This is a genomic window from Bacillus sp. bc15 (assembly GCF_900142585.1).
In the GTDB taxonomy this organism is placed as follows: Bacteria; Bacillota; Bacilli; order Bacillales; family Bacillaceae_G; genus Bacillus_A; species Bacillus_A cereus.
Window position 1 is genome coordinate 1,819,246 of record NZ_FRBJ01000001.1, and the last position, 17,383, is coordinate 1,836,628.

Below are 17,383 nucleotides of genomic sequence, written 5' to 3' on the forward strand. Positions count from 1 at the left end.
CGTACATAAGATACGTACTTACTTGATTACTCATTTATGATGTTTCTATACAATTTCCTCAGCCGTTTCCATAAATGCAGAAATCTCTGCCCTTGTTGGCATTGCATCAGAACAGCTATGTTTCGAAATAACAATGGAAGCAGAAGCACCACCTAATCGCATCGCTTGAGGAATCTCAAGTCCTTGCATTAGGCCATAAATAAACGCAGAAGCATACGAGTCACCAGCGCCAAATGTCTTTAATACCTTTGTTTTAAAGATACCGCCTCGGTGGGATTGGCCGTCTCTCGTATAAGCGATTGAACCATCCCCGCCGTGCTTAATTACGACGATTTTCGCATGATGAGAAAACCATCTTTCAGCCGTAACTTGGTCATTAGATTGTTCATAGTTTAATAGTTTTTCCATCATATCGAACTCTTCACGCGTTCCAATAATGACATCAGATTTTTCAGCCGCTAGATTGTAATACACAGCCGTTTCAGCCTCTGATTGCCATGTATACGGGCGGTAATCAACATCAAAAAATACGACTACATCATGTTTACGCGCATATTCTAGCGCTAAAAATACCGCCTCGCGAGAAGGACTTTTCGCTAAAGCTGTTCCTGAAATTAAGAGAGCTTTGGATTGTTTAATATAGTCCTCAGATACTTCTGTTGGATCAAGATTTAAATCTGCGACATTGTCGCGGTACATTAAAATACTGCAATCTTCAGGGCTTTTAATTTCTGTAAAAGCTAGACCTGTCACCGCACCTGTACAATCGATACGTATCTGATCTGTATTAATATTGTTATCCTTTAAGTATCCTGTAATAAAGCGGCCCATTTGATCATCGGAAACTTTACCGATAAATCCTGTCAGTAAGCCAAGACGTGCCGCACCAATTGCGATATTCGCAGGAGAACCTCCCACATACTTAGTAAATGTTCTTGTTTCTTCCATAGGACGTTGTGTTTCATTGGCATTTAAATCAACGCATAAACGTCCAACTGCAATTAGGTCTAATGGACAATCTTCTTTAAAAATAAGTGGATTCATTGTTTCTACCTCCCATGCTTTATGAATGAGTGAATGATATGGTTCATATTTTTATAAACTTACTATTCATTACTCTTTATCTATCTAGAAGTAAGCGCTCTCTTTATTGATTTAATGCAGGCTGTTTATGTTCAATTTGAACAGGTTTTCCAGTTAGTAAAGATTCCTTCGCAGCTTTCGCAATTCTTTCTGCCTGTAACCCATCATTACCACTGCAAATAACAGCTTGTCCTTCTATAATTGACTTTGTAAATTGTGTTACTTCCTCAATGTAAGCTTGCGTGTAGCGCTCTAAGAAGAAATAAAGCGGCTTATCTTTTACAACACCTTCTGTTTTTGAAACTTGTACTGTTGTCGGGCAACAATTATCCGCAGCAACCGCGCCTTTTTCACCAAATACTTCCACACGCTGGTCATATCCATAAACAGCTTGGCGGCTATTATCAATTACCCCTAAAGCTCCATTCGCAAATTTTAATGTGACAATTGCAGTATCAACATCATTTACTTCCTGAATGGATGGATCAATTAATGTTGTTCCATATGCAAATACTTCAACCACTTCACTATTCATCACATAACGAGCCATATCAAAATCATGAATCATCATATCCATAAACAATCCACCTGAAGAGCGAACATATTCAATACTTGGCGGTTGTGGATCTCTAGACGTAATTTTTAAAATATGTGGGTGTCCCACTTCTCCTTGTTGAATAAGATCATAGACTTTTCTGAAGTTAGGATCGAAACGACGATTAAAACCTACTTGAAGAGATACGCCTTGTTCTTTTACTACTTCTAATGCATCTAATGTTTCTTCTACTGAGAAACTAACAGGCTTTTCACAGAAAATATGTTTTTTCGCAAGAGCCGCTTCTTTAATAATTTGCGCATGTGTATTTGTTGGTGAACATATAAAGACAGCATCAATTTCTGGATCTGCTAATAAATCCTGATAGTTTGTAGTCAGAGTGGAAATCCCTTTATCCTCAGCCCACTTTTCTAGATGACTAATCACTACATCTGAAACCGCTTTAATTTTTACTTGTGGCATAAGCTGCAAGTTATCAACATGCAGTTTCCCAATTCGTCCAGCCCCAATAATTCCAATCGTTAAAACATTCATATGATTTCTCCCTCTTTATTTAAATTTAAGAAAAAAATGAAAGTCTATAAGGTTTAGCCTAATAATTTTAGTTAAGCGCTTTCCTTATTTTTCTTCATTATACACACTTGATTCTAAATTGAAAACATTTTTATTTTTTTGAATACTTACCTTTTCATCCGAATTTTAAGTTCCTTCAATAAACGTATTACATAAAAATAAAGAATAATAATTAGAAATAAATAATCTAAAAAGCTATAAATATATTCTTTTAAAATACTGATATAACAAAGAAAACCAAGCCTTTTAAATAGTAACCCCCATCTATAAGGTATTTCTTTCTTTTCATACTCACTATTATTTTATTGTCCAATAAGTAAATAGAATGCCTCTATAAAAGAAAGTTGTAAATTGTCAAAAAATTAAATTGACGACCTCACAATGTAAGCGTATACTTTTTTTATCAAAAAGAATTAAGCGCTTAACCAAAAATAACTTATCGGTGGTGGGAGAATGAACGCTATTAGTTCAAACAAAACATTTATGGACAGGATTGGGATCCCTTCTAATTTAACTTGGGGATACATAGGGATTATTGTTTTTATGATTGGGGACGGTTTAGAGCAAGGATGGTTATCCCCTTATCTCGTTGAAAAAGGATTAACGCTAGAACATGCTGCATTTTTGTTTACTATTTACGGTATTACTGTATCTGCTTCTTCTTGGTTTTCAGGGGTATTTGTACAAATGTGGGGACCAAGAAAAGTCATGACGTTTGGTTTAGTATCATTCATTTTAGGTTCAATCGGGTTCATAGGTATAGGAATTCAACATATGAATTATCCCGTAATATTAATTTGTTATGCCCTACGAGGGTTCGGTTATCCTTTATTTGCTTATTCTTTTCTAGTTTGGGTATCTTACAGTACTCCTCAGCAAATGCTTTCAAGAGCAGTTGGCTGGTTCTGGTTCGTATTCCAGCTAGGGCTTAGTGTTATAGGAGCCTTTTATTCTAGCTATATGGTTCCTAAAATCGGAGAAATCGCTACATTATGGAGCGCTTTAATTTTTGTTGTCATCGGGGGATTGTTCTCAATTGTTGTAAATAAGGACAGATTTAAAGCACAAACCGTAAGCGCTAACAAATCAAGTGAGTTACTAAAAGGCATTACCATCGCATTTGAAAATCCTAAGGTTGGTATAGGCGGTATTGTAAAAATTATAAATTCGGCCGCTCAGTTTGGATTTGTTGTTTTCCTGCCTACTTATATGATGAAATATAATTTTACGATGACTGAATGGCTTCAAATTTGGGGTACTCTATTCTTTGTAAATATGGTGTTTAATATTATTTTTGGTATTGTTGGAGACAAGTTTGGTTGGGTAAATACAATTAAATGGTTCGGAGGAGTCGGTTGCGGAATTGTAACTCTTGCACTCTATTATGTACCTCAAATGGTGGGGCATAATTATTGGGCTATATTATTTGTTGCCTGTTGCTATGGAGCAACACTTGCCGGTTATGTACCTCTTACAGCATTAGTCCCATCTTTATCTCCTGAAAATAAAGGAGCTGCAATGTCTGTCTTAAATTTAGGTTCAGGATTATCAGCATTCGTTGGACCATTAGTGGTAACTGCCTTCATCGGTCCTTTAGGTGTTGGCGGCGTGATGTGGATCTTTGCTGGTTTGTATTTCTTTGGTGCATTTTTAACTCATTTCCTTACTATTCCAAAGGAAAATGAGATGGAACAGGATTTAAACACGAAAAGCGGTGAGCAATTCTCTGTATAAATCCTATATATAAAAGAAGGTCATCCTAACTATACTTAGTTACGATGACCTTCTTTTTTTACATTCAAATAGGCTTATAAAAAATCTATCATGTAATATCCTTTACTGAGGATCGCTCTACTAACTGAGGAATAATTGTAATTTTTTGCTTAGCATGTTCCTTCATTTCCATCGTTTTTAAGAGTTGTTCAAACGTACAAGCTGCCATTTGTGTAATTGGCTGTTCAATCGTCGTTAACCCAGGATCTGCAATCTCAGCATAGATTGTATTATCAAATCCGATAATTGATAAATCTTCTGGAATTGAAAGCCCTTGTTTTCTTGCTTCATTCATAAGGCATATAGCAATCAAATCTGTACAAGCAAAAACCGCTGTGGGTCTGTTAGGTAAATTAAGTAACTCTTTACTTGCACGTTTGCTATCTTCCACTGTCGAATAGCAGCTAATTATAGCATCATCATCTAGTGAAATCTCTGAATCTGTAAGAGCTTGTTTGAAACCAGTCAATCTCCCTAAGCTACTTTTTCTATCCTTCTCCATCATAATCGTTAAAGATGTATGGCCTTTCTGCGTTAGATAACTTCCAGCTAGATAGCCTCCCCTCATATCATCAGTTGTCACAACATGAGTCGTGATGGAAGGGTGATCTACAGTGAATAGTACTAGTGGCAAATCTCGATTCACGATTTTTTTTACAAGTTTATAATCATTTAGCTCCGTTGCAATAATAATGCCATCTACTTGCTTTTTAAATAATAAATCAATGTATTCATGCTCACGTTTTGTTTGATGGTCTGTACTACATAAAATGAGTGTATACCCTGATTCTCGTGCACTATTTTCAAAAGCTCTTGCTACTTCTGCAAAAAAAGGATTTGAGATATCTGGGACAAGTACCCCAATCGTATATGTTTTTTTACCTGTTAACGCTGCTGCTACACTACTTGGCTGGTAATCTAATTCATCCATTACCTGATTTACTTTGTTTATTGTTTTTTCACTAATACGCCCAGTTTGATTAATTACCTTGGATACAGTCGCTATTGATACACCTGCTTTTTCCGCAACATCATAAATTGTTGGTTTCACTTTAATTATCCCTTCTTAATCATCTTTTTCTATATTTTATCATAAATATATTTTGCTTCTTGGTATCCAAACGGAAATCTTTTAAAATTTGTAAGTACTTGTATCATCTAGCGCAGTGCTTCACATTTACAAACTAATTACCCTTGATGAAACTCCGGTAGAAATACTTCACTGATATACTTATGAGACATTTTAATCACCACTGATATTGTCTACAATGTCTACTAGTTCAATATTGTTATCATCATTACAAAATAGAATCCACCAGCTCTATTGAATTTCTATATAATCCTGTTACTACTAGCTCTGGAATCCCCATATTTCCAAACCTATCTTTTGAATACTACGTCCAAAGCTTTTCACTAAATTGAATTACTTCACATAAATGGTTCAATTTCACTATACCTGTCAAACTTCATCACCTACATTTTTATCAATAATATAAATAACAATTTTTTTATTTTCTCTACTCTAATCAAACATCCATTTTACTTGCTTGATAAAATTATATAATAAATTAAAAATAGATTAATATAAAAATATAATGTATGCTTTTATTAATAATCTATTACGACTATTACACTCAAAAATTAATAGAGGTGATATTATGACAGAATCGAGTAAGCTAATTGAATTATTATACATACAAAACGAATCCAGAAACATAGAGTATAAAACCACTTACAACTGGAATGAACCTTCCCATAAAGCTAAAATTACAAAAACCATTCTCGCAATGTCCAACATTCGTGATGGTGGTTATTTAATTTTGGGCGTTAGAGAACTTGAGAATCATACTTTTTCAGTAGATGGAATGCCTCAAGAACATTTTGAATTATTAAATCAAGATGATTTAATGAGCCATATCAATAATTATGCAGATCCTTATGTCACATTTATACTTCATAAATTTGACATTGATAATAAGTTTTTCGCTATATTCGAAGTCATGGAGTTCGAACAAGTACCTGTAATTTGCAAAAGAGATGGAGTTGCCAATTTGCAAGTTGGCGCTATATATACTAGAAGTCGACAAATGGCAGCTACTGCTACAGTAAACAATCAAGCTGAAATGCGAGAAATTATTGATATAGCTATTGAAAAGGGTGTAAGAAGGCTGCAACAAACCATCTTTAGAGCTGGACTGTCTATTGAGCTTCAGCAAAGTGAAGATGAAAAATTTCAAAAAGAATTAGGAGGGCTATAAAAATGAGCGAACAAATTTTAGAAAAAATTAAATCCAAAGCTTATTGGAGAATTATTATACGCCCAATGGAATATAATAAGTACTCAATTGAATCTCTCAGCCAAATTCGAGAAGTAATTCAAGAAAACCAGGTTAAACTATCTGGGTGGAACTATCCTCATACAAATCAAAGTACATTAAATAATGGACATAATTTTGTTGAGAGTTCAACTGATTTCTCGACACATATTGAATACTGGAAGTTTTTCCAGAGCGGACAATTTGCTCATTTAATTTCCATGGGCGAAGATTGGCTTGAGCAACATATTTCGTTGGTTGGACCTACTACTAATCCTACTGACTTTAAAGGGCTAGAAATCTTAAATGCTCTCTATCTAGCAACTGAAATGGTTGAATTTGCAACAAGATTGGCTTTAAAAGGCATATATAATGGAAAAATAAAAATTCAAGTAACACTTTTTGATACAATTGAGAGAAAGCTGTTTTTTACAGAAAACTCGCGCACTTTATTTGGGGATTACATCTGCCAAATTCCCGAAATTAATTGGGAAAAGGACTTAAATCGTGATGAATTAATCGGCGGGGGCCCTGATATTGCTTTACAATTAGTGAGATTTATTTTTGAAAGGTTTAACTGGAGTCCTCCTCTTAATACTCTTAAAGAAGAACAAACTAAATTCCTTAATCCTTCCATTTAAATGAAGGGATTAAGGAATTTAGGGCTTCCATTAAAAAGAAAGCTTTTTTTCGCTGGGGTATTCACTTGAATGAAGAGGCCTTTATTTTCACCGGCAATATGATACATTCTCCCTTACATATAGATGCTCCTCATCGCTTTTTGAATAATCACTATAAAAAAGCTGGTGTTCCTAGAATTCGTGGCTGGAGAACACCATAAAATCGTACAAGACCGCTTAGGACATTCCTCTATTAAAATGACTTTAGACAAATATAGTCACATCACCCAGAACAAGCAGCAGAAAACTTCGAAAACATAATAAAATCTAATGAAAACACCTGATAAAAAATGAACATCGAGGTGAATCACCACTTATAAACCTTGATATAATAAGGTTAATCATACTATATCGTTGAATCTCGGGAGGAGAATGAGCAGTTTTAGGGTTGTTTATTTGATAAAACATAAAAAACACAAAAGTACCAAACCCCTTATACCACAAGGTTTTTGGCACTTTTTAATATCTAGAATAAATTTTATTATAATAATCATTTTCATAGATTTTCATACTTTTTTATATAATACGTGAACAAAATATGAGCAAATATTTGAACATAAATAGTAATAAATGAAATACCTTTCCGTTTTATATTAGGGCGAATCATTTACCATAACTTTCACATCAATAGTATACCCTAATTCTTCATCAACAGTACCTGCAACATCCTTATATGGCCAGGAAGCCGTATGTTAAAAACTAGATTGTCCACTTTTTGAAACAAGTTGTTTACCAAATATAATACTTACATAAAAAGGTTGTTTCCTCTTATATCCGATATAAGGTGGGTTGTAATAAATCACCTGTTTCTTCTAACACCTAATACGCATCGTCTTTTCCTAATTGACAAAATAGAAATCACTTTAAATTTATAACAAGCTTGCCTAGAATTCACTAAAACTACCTCTTAACTATTACTCTATTTAACAGCTGTACGCTAGAATCACTGATTCTTATTATTTAAGTGAATGTAGTGATTCTACCAAGATATTATTTTCCGCTGTACAAAGTAGCTCTTGATGTTCGGTGTCCCACAGTCCGCACTTAATCATAATCTCTTTTAATTTAAAAAAATCTTCATTTGTAAATAAAACTGAAGAAACTGTTGCAGAGTATTGAGAATGTGTCTGAGCTTCTACAAGCAACTGCGTATTGCCATTTACAATACGGCTTTTGATACGAGCAGTTGCATTACTACCTGTATTAAAATTCTCTGCCATTTCTAAAAGTACCTCTACCGTTTCTATTGTTTGTGTTCCAATTAGCATTCTTGGTTGTACTAATCTATCAAATTGGTTCAAATGCAATACATCAACTGTTGTTTTCCCTTTTAAATCTTTGCCTTTTATAAGATAATTAAACATTTTTATGTGATTACTAGGTTTGTCAACCGTAGGATTAATAATTGGTTCTTTTCTTGCGTCATGTGTTCCTTTTTTTCCATTACATCTTTTGCAACTAGGTAATAAGTTATTCCAATCGACAACTAGTTTAGGATAATCATCTTTGGGAAGAAAGTGCTCAACTTCCATATACTTACTTTCTTCATCTAATCTACATTCACAGTAAGCACACTTGTTATGTGACATCTCTAAAAGAGCAGACTTTATATAAGACTTTCCCCAAACACTACTACCACTAGTAATGAAATCTTGGGTTAGTTTTGTTTTAACTTCATCCGTAAGTTTACTAGGACAATTAGGTCGAGGTAAATGAATCACTTTATAATCCTCCCAAATTGAGCTAATTGTAATTTTATAAGTTTTCGAAGTGGATTACTTGGATGTAACATTAAATCTAACTTGCGATACGCCTCAAATATTTCTTCTTCATTTTCTACCTCTATAGATTTTTCAAATTCAGTAATTGCCTCTATGTACATTGGTGAACGTGTTTCAACTAGTCCCTTAACGTCTTCCAATATTTCCTCAACAGTCCAACCTTGAAATCCATATTGTACATTAGGTAATTGTCTTACGTATACACTTCCACTTTCATTTACTCCTAATGCTATAAGTTCATTAATTTCTGCAGCCTGTACCATATGAGGACTGTGTGTTATTGCAATAATTTGTGCCTTTGGTATTACACGTTTTAATAAGTAAATCATTCTCGCTTGCCACTGTGGGTGCAGATGAAGATCTAATTCATCGATTAATACTATTCCTTCATAGTCTTGAACATTAATTCCGCCATCATTTTTAAATCGATATTCTATTTCTTTAATTATTCCATGGATAATATAAATACATGATTTAAATCCTGATGATAAATATTCGAAATAAATTTCCCCATTTGGCGTATTGATTATTATATCGAATGTTTCACTCTTCACGCGACTAAAACGAATATTTTCATCTAGAATACCAAAACATTCTGTCGCAAGATTAAAATTATTTTTCTGTAAAGAAAATAGCATCCATTATGGATGCTATTCTTTAATTAATACTGCTCTTGGTTTACGTCCTTCATAAGGACCAATGACCCCATTCTCTTCTACGATCAATAATCTTTACTGCACTTGTATAACCAATTTTAAATCTACGCTGCAACATTGTTACTGACGCAGCTTGCATTGCTATTACACATTGTGCAAGTATCAAAAAAACTTTTATTTAAATAATGTTTTCTCGATTATTATGGGCATGGTGTATGACTAACAGTAACGGTTGGAAGTTGAATAGTTCCAACTACCGTTCTTTGAGCACATTCAATCTTTTGATCACAGATTCCTATCGTTTGAGCACCTGTTACACCAAAATTAATCAGTTTAACTAAATCACAATTCAATACTGCTGGTACATTAATCTTTTCCGTACTACTACCAATTATTTGATTTACACATATATTTCCTTTACAACAAATGTATCCTATATTACTTCCATCTGTAGTTGTATTACATAACGGTCCAGTAATCGCGCCGCCACATTCAGAAGTAACTGCTATATTCGCTAAATATGGAATACAACCTATTAATCTTGCATTATTACAAGTACCTTTTAGCGGGCCACATTTAGTGTCGTAACATATTTCTTCAGCCTCTATAACTATATCTAAACAATCAGTCGTGTATAAAAATCGATGTGGTACAGTTACATCCTCTACAACTTCAAAATTTGGAGGTAAATCAATTGTACAACAAAAATTTACAAGTGTGTTGTCTACTCTATATTCATGAGTATCAACATTGGTATCAGTATTATCATCAATCATTTCATTTTCATGATATTCAAATTCCATCCCAAACAATCCTTTCATGTATATGTGTGTGCATCTCATATACATAGTAAACAAAGAAAAAATTTTTGAGTCTGTACGCTTATATATTCGAATATCGAATATCGAATAACTAATATAATTTTAAATAAAATTTCAGAAATAACACTCTCTTTCGTTTCTGAATCCCATTCATGTACTGGCATTTCAATACTACGAACATATCTTTGCATTAATAATGGGTCACAAGGTTTCTCACGCTCATAGGCAGCTCTTCGTTCAATACCTCTTTTTTTTCCTGGCTGTTTAGTAAAGCACATCTATTCCAGAGAAAATTACGAATTTAAAATAATTTCAGAACACACCTTAAATTCTTCTTCCTCAATTGTTTCTTTAGCCTGTTTGATGGTATTCAAAGATTTCTTATACTCTTTAATTAACTCTTCCATTACCTCATTCCCTTTCTATTCAAAATAAAAAATCTAAAACAGTTAAATAACTGCTATAAAGAATCAGTGCCCTCACGCTTTCGTTCTCGGACTACTTAGTCTTGTTCTCTATCTTCTTTGATGGATCCTAGAATCGCTAAAAATAAATTTGCTTTATCTATAATACGATGGTTTCTTATTGCCAAAATCAGTACCAGTGGAAATACAATGCTTGGAATTAGAATTATTTTCATATTACTGTTTCCTACAATGTCTATAATTGTTTTAACATAATCTATATTTTCTCCACCAACCTTACTGGAAATTTGCGCTAATTGCGCCGTGGTAGCTATTAATATCGATACTACAATCCCGACAAAAGTAGCAAGTATTGTATAAATTTGAAAATTAATTTTTACAGTATCAATATAAGAAACTAACATAGAATAATAAAGGTTTAGCTGCTTCTTATCACTGATTTTTGAGTCAATATACTCTTTAAACTTTTCCATTTCCCAAAGGTTATTACCCTTTTTAAAGCTTGTATACTCCTCATTTAGGTAACTATATATGCTACGACTTTTTTCTATACCACGTATTCTTGCTTCCTCTTGGATACTTGTTTTACTAGTATTATTTTGAACTTGCTCATTTGTATTAACCCCAGCCAAAAAGATTCCTCCTATCATTAATGTCAATATTTATATATAATTTAATATTAATATAAAAATATTAATTAAAACAACTCATAATAATTATCTGGTGCAATTTCTTTTGGGAGTTTATCAACTACCTTTGCTTCATTTGATATATAAACAATAATATATGTATAACGCACCATAGAATTGAACCTCTTAATATAAGCCTTTTCAAAATCAAATATTGTTAGTTGCTCAGGCATTATAATCACACCAAACCCTTACTTCTTGGAATTACTTTTTGTTTTTCAGCTTAATGATAGACTAGTAAAATTACTTACTGGGGTTTCCGTTTAAATATTTTCAAAATGTTCCCTACAGAAATACCAAATTTCCTCACCTCTCGAAAATCATTAATCTATTGGATACTCCACACATGATTAAATTTCTCTCGCATAATATAATCTACTTCCATTTGACTTAAGCTTCTTTTCGATATTTAGCTAATACTTGTTCTAAACGTTTACGTTCACCTTAGGCGCATTCTTTTCTAAAGCTGTTTCCATTGCTTTGAGAACAAGTTGTGCATTCAAATCTTCAATCCCCGCATTATTCCCTTCAGCCACAAATGGTTTAATTACTCCAAAGTTTGCTCGTTGAATGCTATTGGATTTTCTTCTACTACTTTTCTATCACTTGGGCAGCTTGCTACTTCTTTTCCCTTCATATCAAAAACCTTTAAGCTAATTTTGCTCGCTTTAGGTTAGAGCTATCTTGTTAGGTTATTAGGCATAGATACTTTTTTCTTATCCTATATTTCTGACCTTTTAATCTGTCCATTTCCACGAATCACATATTATAAATTCATTTATAAATCACTCTTACAAATAAAAAAATAAGAAGATCCATGCGAATAAACGCTCTAGAATCTTCCTATTCCTCCATATACACCCTTAAAAATAGTTGGCTTATTGCTTTGTATTAGATAATCCCCTTTTTCAATAAACTTACATAACTATTATCTCCAATGATGACATGATCTAGAAGAGGGATACCAATAATAATTCCACATTCTTTTAATCGCTTAGTTACTTCAACATCTTCTTGAGATTCCATACTATGTCCTGAAGGGTGGTTATGGAAACATACTATTGAAGATGCATTGTTTAATATTGCTGTGCGGAACGTCTCGCGCGGATGGACTAACGATGAATCAACAGTTCCTTCAAACACAATGCTACATCCAATAATTTCATTCTTTGTATTTAAGTTAAATACACCAAAAATTTCATTTGGCCTTGATTCTATATCAAATATAATCTGTGCAAAGCGTACAGCATCCGCTGGACAAGTGATTTTCTTTTTCTCAATATCATAAATTCGATTACTGTCTTTTACCAACTTTACAGATTGAACCATAATTTTCTTACCCATGTCCTTCTCCTTTCGAAATAAAAAAGACGAGACTGCTCCTCTCATCTTTTTTCACCTTCTTTTGTATTTTGAAATCCAAAATTCTTATTTCCCCACTACAATTCTTAATAATTTAAGATAATCTATCACATCCTTGTTAGTTGATTACTTGTCCTATTCCTACAACGCAAAAAACCTTCCAGGAATACATTCGTATTACAAATTAGCGTATATGCGTTATACACTTCCTTGTAATGAATCGTAAACCCGAAAGGTTTGTGGTTATCTAGGAATGATTAAAAAGGAAAAATTTTCTTGAACTTATTATATAATAAGTTCATTTCTATTTCAATTAAAACAAACTAAATATTCATATTTTTACAAAATATATTTGATTTCTATAATAAAAGACACCCCTATTCAATCGAGTGTCTTTACAAAATTATTTAACTTGTTTTTTTAGAATTCCCTCTAATTCTCGCACAGTCTCGGAAAATTCATCAATTCTTATCGTGCACATTTCGATAGTTTTTTCAGTATCGATAACTTCCCACACAGGATGAACAGCTTCTACCTCCTGTTTCGGGTACAACAATATACACCTTTCTACTTCCTTATAAGCAGTTACATACGCATACATTTGATAAATGTCACTCTGAACATAACTACTTCTTCCATTATTTGTTGCACTTTTCCACTTCGTATCCATGATTATCACATTATCAATCACAAAATCTGGTTTTAATAAAATATTCTGGCGTCCACTCTTCTTATTACGTAATAACCTCTTCTCTGCATGTTGAATGATTATTTTATTATTACCAATAGCCTCTTGTAGTGCTACTTCAATATATTTTTCAAACAATATATTCATTTGAAATAAGAAAGAGAACGATGATGCTCCTCGCCCTTTACTATAAATCGTTGCCCGCTCAACGATTAGCTTAGCAAATAAAGCAGCTTGACGAAAACGTTCATTCTGTCGGTTAAATGTAATGCTTTTTATTTCCTTCTCTGTAAAATGTACTACATCCACAGTCTCTAAGTAGCCTAAACAGCGCTCAAGATATAGTTTTAAAGTATGTATTTTTGTATGCTTTTTTACAATGAGCAATGCACATTTAAATAGCTGGTTTAGAGGGTTATTTTCCGTATATTCATCAAATGCACAATATGCTTTTGTTTTTTGAAATACATTCTTATAAATGTGTTTACTAAGCTCGAGTTTGCCACGCAGTGTATTTAAATTTTCTTCATGACGTTCGTATGTTTTAAAAGTCCCTTTGCTGAGTTCATTCAGCAAACGAGCAAGAAATGCAGTAAGCAGTTCACCTCTATCTTCACCATTTAGTACTTCCTCATAAAATGAAACCGGCAAAAAGCCTGTAATTGAAAGCATTCCTAGCAATGCCTTTCGATCGTCAGTAGGTGTGAGTTTTAATTTAGGAATAATTTCGTACCTCACATCTGAACATTGTATCACTCCAACATAATTAATAAAGCGAAGTCGTTTATACTTCTGATCAATCACTTGTTCATTAGGATATTTTTCTTCAATATACCGTATATGTGCAGTGATAATAAAGTTGTTTAATTTTATTCTTAGAAATACAATAACCACTTGTCCATTAACTTGGCAGGTGGTTATTAAAGTTATTTAAAAATTAGTTTACTCCTTTCAATGTGAGACATTTTAAGAACAATAAAGTTGTTTAAAAATCTAATTGCTGTTAATCGAATGGATTTAATTACAACTTTTCTTTAATAATCGATTTTAAAAGTTCAATGGCTGGCTCATCATTTGGATCATTTGTACCAAGTTCACCTTTGAAGGCTTTTGAAAGGATAGATTGTTTTAAATTATTCACTGAAGAATCTAACTCTAAAATTTTTATAGTATTTCTTTCTCTATCTTTTAATTCTTTAATCTGCTTATTAATTTCCTTAATTTCTTCAATAGTTGGCACTGGTATCATTATTGATGCTAATTTTTGAGAATTAATGTTTGCTTGACCAACTTGTTGAGTGACCATTGAAAGTAACATTTCTCTACCAATGTGAGAATTGATAAATTGAACAATATAAGGGGCTAAAACATCTTTTTCAACTAAACGTAAGCGTATTAAATAAGAAGCAAAAGAATACTTACCATCAAATTCTTCAGTTATTATTGCTGATTTACCTACAAGTTCATAACTGTTTGTACGATTAAATAATATATCATTAGTTTGTACATCAAACTTTAATACATCAGGATGGTCATTAGGTAAGTATTTATAATCTACTTTTGTAATTTCGCCCTCTTGTATATTCCCCATTCTAATAATTGGTGTTCCACTAACATCATCATTTGTCTTTGAGGAACTACCATAAGTCATATTTTCAATCAGATCATTTAGCTCTATCCATTTCCAACCTTCTGGTAATACATAGAGATTTTCTTTTATCTTAGGGTCTAATTGAGATTTAAACTTTTTAACTTTATTACTTTCAAGTTCAATATATGTTTTCTTTTTTTGGTTCTTTCTAAATTCTTTAGTCAAATTGCCACTAAAAGCATTATAAAGAATCGCTGCTTTACGAAGTTCAAATGTTTCTTTTGCTTCTTCAATTAATTGTTGAGCTTTTTCTATTTTTGAGAAAGTCTTACATAATAAATCAACTATCTCAATTTGCTTTGATTTATTTGGCAAAGGAATTGGCAATTTTTCAAAATCACTGCTCCTTACAGAGGGAGAATTATCTCCCTTAGTATGTTCGTTTAAATATTTTGTTGCTATCGGAGACATTAGGTAATAGTATAGATATTTTGGATCCACTTTATTTTTTGTATTACAAACATAAAATGCTGTAGAAGCAACTAATTTTGCATCTTCAAAATCAATTAGAGCAATATTTTTTAAATAAGGTCTTACCAGTGATATTAAAACATCATTTTTTCTCACTTTTCTTTGAGCACGGCTTGGAGCATTGCTAATTTCTAATTCTTTAAACTGAGCTAATTTTTGATTCTTGTTATCTATGGCATCTACATCTATATAATGGAAAATACTGCCATTGATATCTTTTGGTTTTCTATTTTCCATAGTACATATAATATTATTAATATTTGTCCAGACCCAATTCTCAGGAATTTCATAAGGCTGTTCATCTTCTGGTACTAATGCTTCTTCCAATAGTTCACCTATCGTCTTTACTTTATCTTTTTTACTCGCCATCTTCTTCCACCTCAATTGCTTGTAACTTGTCTACTACTTCTTGCAGCAAGCTCATTGCTTGTGAAAGTTTTGAGATGGCTCCTTCAGCCAATTCGATTGGGTCTGGTAAGTTATCGTAGGCTAATAACGATTCATCTGCAATTAAACCGATATCCAAGCTGTCATCTTTTCTTGTAATGTCTTCACGTGTAAACTTGTTCCAACGCTCATCTGCAATAGCTTCACGATTTTCAGCATTGTAGGCTTTAATAAAATCTTCAAAGTGCTTATGAGTTAGTGGTGTACGTTTACCAAATGACGGCATATTTGTACGAAGGTCGTATACCCAAACTTCTTTTGTATTTCCTTTATCTGTTGTGCCACGTTTAAAAAATAATACATTGGTTTTAACAGTTTTGGCATAAAATATGCCTACTGGTAATCTTAAAATTGTATGTAAATCACATTTATCCATTAAATCACGACGAATTTGCGTTCCTACACCAACATCGGTTAATACATTTTCAGGTAGTATTACAGCTGCTCTCCCATGCCCATTAGTCACTAGTGAATTATATATAACTTGTAAGAAATTTAACTGCTTATTCAATGTTTCAAACGTTAAGTCATCACGTGTTGCGCGTTCGCCACCTTTTTTCGTACCGAATGGTGGGTTCGTTAAAACAACATCAAAGTTTTTCATCCACTTACCATTAGCAGATAGTGTATCACCTTGTTCCAGTGGACCTTCAATATCATGTAACAAAGCATTCATAAGAGCTAATCGATGTGTATCCTTTACAAGCTCCATACCAGCAAATGCTTCTTTCTTTTGGAATTCTGCTTGCTCTGGTGTTAATTCAAAATAATCATCTGTTTTTTCTTTTAAATAACGATCGGCTGCAATCATAAAGCCAAATGTTCCTGCTGCTGGGTCATTTAGTTTTTCACCCGGTTTTGGATCAATTAATTCGACCATTACATCAATAAGTACGCGTGGTGTAAAGTATTGACCTGCACCTGATTTTTTCTCACTTGCATTTTTCTCAAGAAGTCCCTCATATAAATCACCAAGACCCTCTTCTTTTGCATTGTACCAATCTAATTCATCAATAGATTTAATTAATTTCTCTAAGTTTTTTGGTTCATCGATACTTGTAGCTGCACCACTATAAATTGCACGTAAACGTTCATTTTCTGTTTCTGAAGATCCTAGTTTTAATAGTAATGTTTGGTAAAACTCTTTTAACTCAATACCTTCTTTTGAAAGTAAATCATCCCAACGATATCCTTCTGGAATAACACTCTCTGTTTCTTGTTCTTTCATCATTTTTAAGAACAAAATATATGTCAATTCAGTTACATATTGTTGATATGTAATCCCGTCATCACGTAATACATTTGCTAGTCCCCATAATTTTGAAACGATCTCGTTGTTATTCATAATCTTCCTCCTAATATAAAACACTGCCTATTATTATACCTTTTTTTTATTCAAATCAAAAGGAGCT

At 32.9% G+C, this 17,383-nt stretch carries 15 protein-coding genes and 3 pseudogenes; 4 read left to right on the top strand and 14 right to left on the bottom strand.

Annotation, left to right across the window (positions count from 1 at the left end):
* Window positions 1-45 precede the first annotated feature (45 nt).
* Both iolC and iolG read right to left on the bottom strand, forming a co-directional pair.
* The gene (gene iolC, locus BUA87_RS09280; RefSeq protein ID WP_072939354.1) at window positions 46-1,044 is read right to left on the bottom strand and encodes a 5-dehydro-2-deoxygluconokinase; all 999 of its coding nucleotides are present in this window, start codon (window positions 1,042-1,044) and stop codon (window positions 46-48) included.
* 103 nt (window positions 1,045-1,147) lie between these two features.
* The gene (iolG, locus tag BUA87_RS09285; protein ID WP_001101871.1) at window positions 1,148-2,173 is read right to left on the bottom strand and encodes an inositol 2-dehydrogenase; all 1,026 of its coding nucleotides are present in this window, start codon (window positions 2,171-2,173) and stop codon (window positions 1,148-1,150) included.
* 492 nt (window positions 2,174-2,665) lie between these two features.
* On the opposite strand from iolG, the gene BUA87_RS09290 reads away from it, so the two are divergent.
* Window positions 2,666-3,946 carry an MFS transporter gene (locus BUA87_RS09290; RefSeq protein WP_000991761.1) on the top strand — a complete coding sequence of 427 codons (1,281 nt, stop codon included), beginning with the start codon at window positions 2,666-2,668 and terminating at the stop codon, window positions 3,944-3,946.
* A gap of 88 nt (window positions 3,947-4,034) precedes the next feature.
* On the opposite strand, the gene BUA87_RS09295 is transcribed toward BUA87_RS09290, so the two are convergent.
* Window positions 4,035-5,036, bottom strand: a complete 1,002-nt coding sequence (locus BUA87_RS09295) for a LacI family DNA-binding transcriptional regulator (RefSeq protein ID WP_000805152.1) — start codon at window positions 5,034-5,036, stop codon at window positions 4,035-4,037.
* Window positions 5,037-5,643: 607 nt separating this feature from the next.
* Between BUA87_RS09295 and BUA87_RS09300 the strand changes: the two genes are divergently transcribed.
* The 3 genes and pseudogenes from BUA87_RS09300 to BUA87_RS31755 all read left to right on the top strand — a co-directional run.
* On the top strand, window positions 5,644-6,243 hold the full coding sequence (locus BUA87_RS09300) for an AlbA family DNA-binding domain-containing protein (protein ID WP_072939356.1): 600 nt from the start codon (window positions 5,644-5,646) through the stop codon (window positions 6,241-6,243).
* A 2-nt stretch (window positions 6,244-6,245) separates the two neighbouring features.
* Window positions 6,246-6,941, top strand: a complete 696-nt coding sequence (locus BUA87_RS09305; protein ID WP_072939358.1) for a hypothetical protein — start codon at window positions 6,246-6,248, stop codon at window positions 6,939-6,941.
* A 32-nt stretch (window positions 6,942-6,973) separates the two neighbouring features.
* Window positions 6,974-7,264, top strand: a pseudogene (locus tag BUA87_RS31755) (site-specific integrase); the annotation flags it as partial.
* 672 nt (window positions 7,265-7,936) lie between these two features.
* Here the strand turns inward: BUA87_RS31755 and BUA87_RS09320 are convergent.
* From BUA87_RS09320 to BUA87_RS09370, 11 genes and pseudogenes are all read right to left on the bottom strand, one after another.
* Window positions 7,937-8,701: an HNH endonuclease gene (locus BUA87_RS09320; protein WP_072939360.1), complete on the bottom strand. Its 765-nt coding sequence runs from the start codon at window positions 8,699-8,701 to the stop codon at window positions 7,937-7,939.
* Window positions 8,698-9,399 (bottom strand): AAA family ATPase, encoded by a 702-nt coding sequence (locus tag BUA87_RS09325; protein WP_072939363.1) that lies wholly within the window; start codon window positions 9,397-9,399, stop codon window positions 8,698-8,700. The genes BUA87_RS09320 and BUA87_RS09325 overlap by 4 nt, the downstream gene beginning before the upstream one ends.
* A 12-nt stretch (window positions 9,400-9,411) precedes the next feature.
* Window positions 9,412-9,571: pseudogene (locus tag BUA87_RS09330) on the bottom strand (DNA translocase FtsK); the annotation flags it as partial.
* A 46-nt stretch (window positions 9,572-9,617) separates the two neighbouring features.
* A complete protein-coding gene (locus tag BUA87_RS09335; RefSeq protein WP_072939365.1) occupies window positions 9,618-10,220 on the bottom strand; it encodes a hypothetical protein in 603 nt (200 codons plus the stop codon).
* Between the two features lie 520 nt (window positions 10,221-10,740).
* Complete coding sequence (locus BUA87_RS09345; protein ID WP_072939371.1) at window positions 10,741-11,295, bottom strand: hypothetical protein; 555 nt, start codon at window positions 11,293-11,295, stop codon at window positions 10,741-10,743.
* Window positions 11,296-11,360: 65 nt separating this feature from the next.
* The gene (locus BUA87_RS31260) at window positions 11,361-11,525 is read right to left on the bottom strand and encodes a hypothetical protein (RefSeq protein ID WP_178340545.1); all 165 of its coding nucleotides are present in this window, start codon (window positions 11,523-11,525) and stop codon (window positions 11,361-11,363) included.
* A 267-nt stretch (window positions 11,526-11,792) separates the two neighbouring features.
* Window positions 11,793-11,980 (bottom strand): annotated as a pseudogene (locus BUA87_RS31540) (replication protein); the annotation flags it as partial.
* Window positions 11,981-12,243: 263 nt separating this feature from the next.
* Window positions 12,244-12,696, bottom strand: coding sequence for a JAB domain-containing protein (locus BUA87_RS09355; protein WP_000516687.1), 453 nt, complete (start codon window positions 12,694-12,696; stop codon window positions 12,244-12,246).
* 421 nt (window positions 12,697-13,117) lie between these two features.
* Entirely contained in the window at window positions 13,118-14,296 is a 1,179-nt protein-coding gene (locus tag BUA87_RS09360) for an McrC family protein (protein ID WP_072939375.1), read from the bottom strand.
* 127 nt (window positions 14,297-14,423) lie between these two features.
* On the bottom strand, window positions 14,424-15,893 hold the full coding sequence (locus BUA87_RS09365) for a restriction endonuclease subunit S (RefSeq protein ID WP_072939378.1): 1,470 nt from the start codon (window positions 15,891-15,893) through the stop codon (window positions 14,424-14,426).
* The gene (locus BUA87_RS09370) at window positions 15,883-17,316 is read right to left on the bottom strand and encodes a class I SAM-dependent DNA methyltransferase (RefSeq protein ID WP_072939381.1); all 1,434 of its coding nucleotides are present in this window, start codon (window positions 17,314-17,316) and stop codon (window positions 15,883-15,885) included. Before BUA87_RS09370 ends, BUA87_RS09365 begins: the two co-directional genes overlap by 11 nt.
* Between the last annotated feature and the right edge of the window lie 67 nt (window positions 17,317-17,383).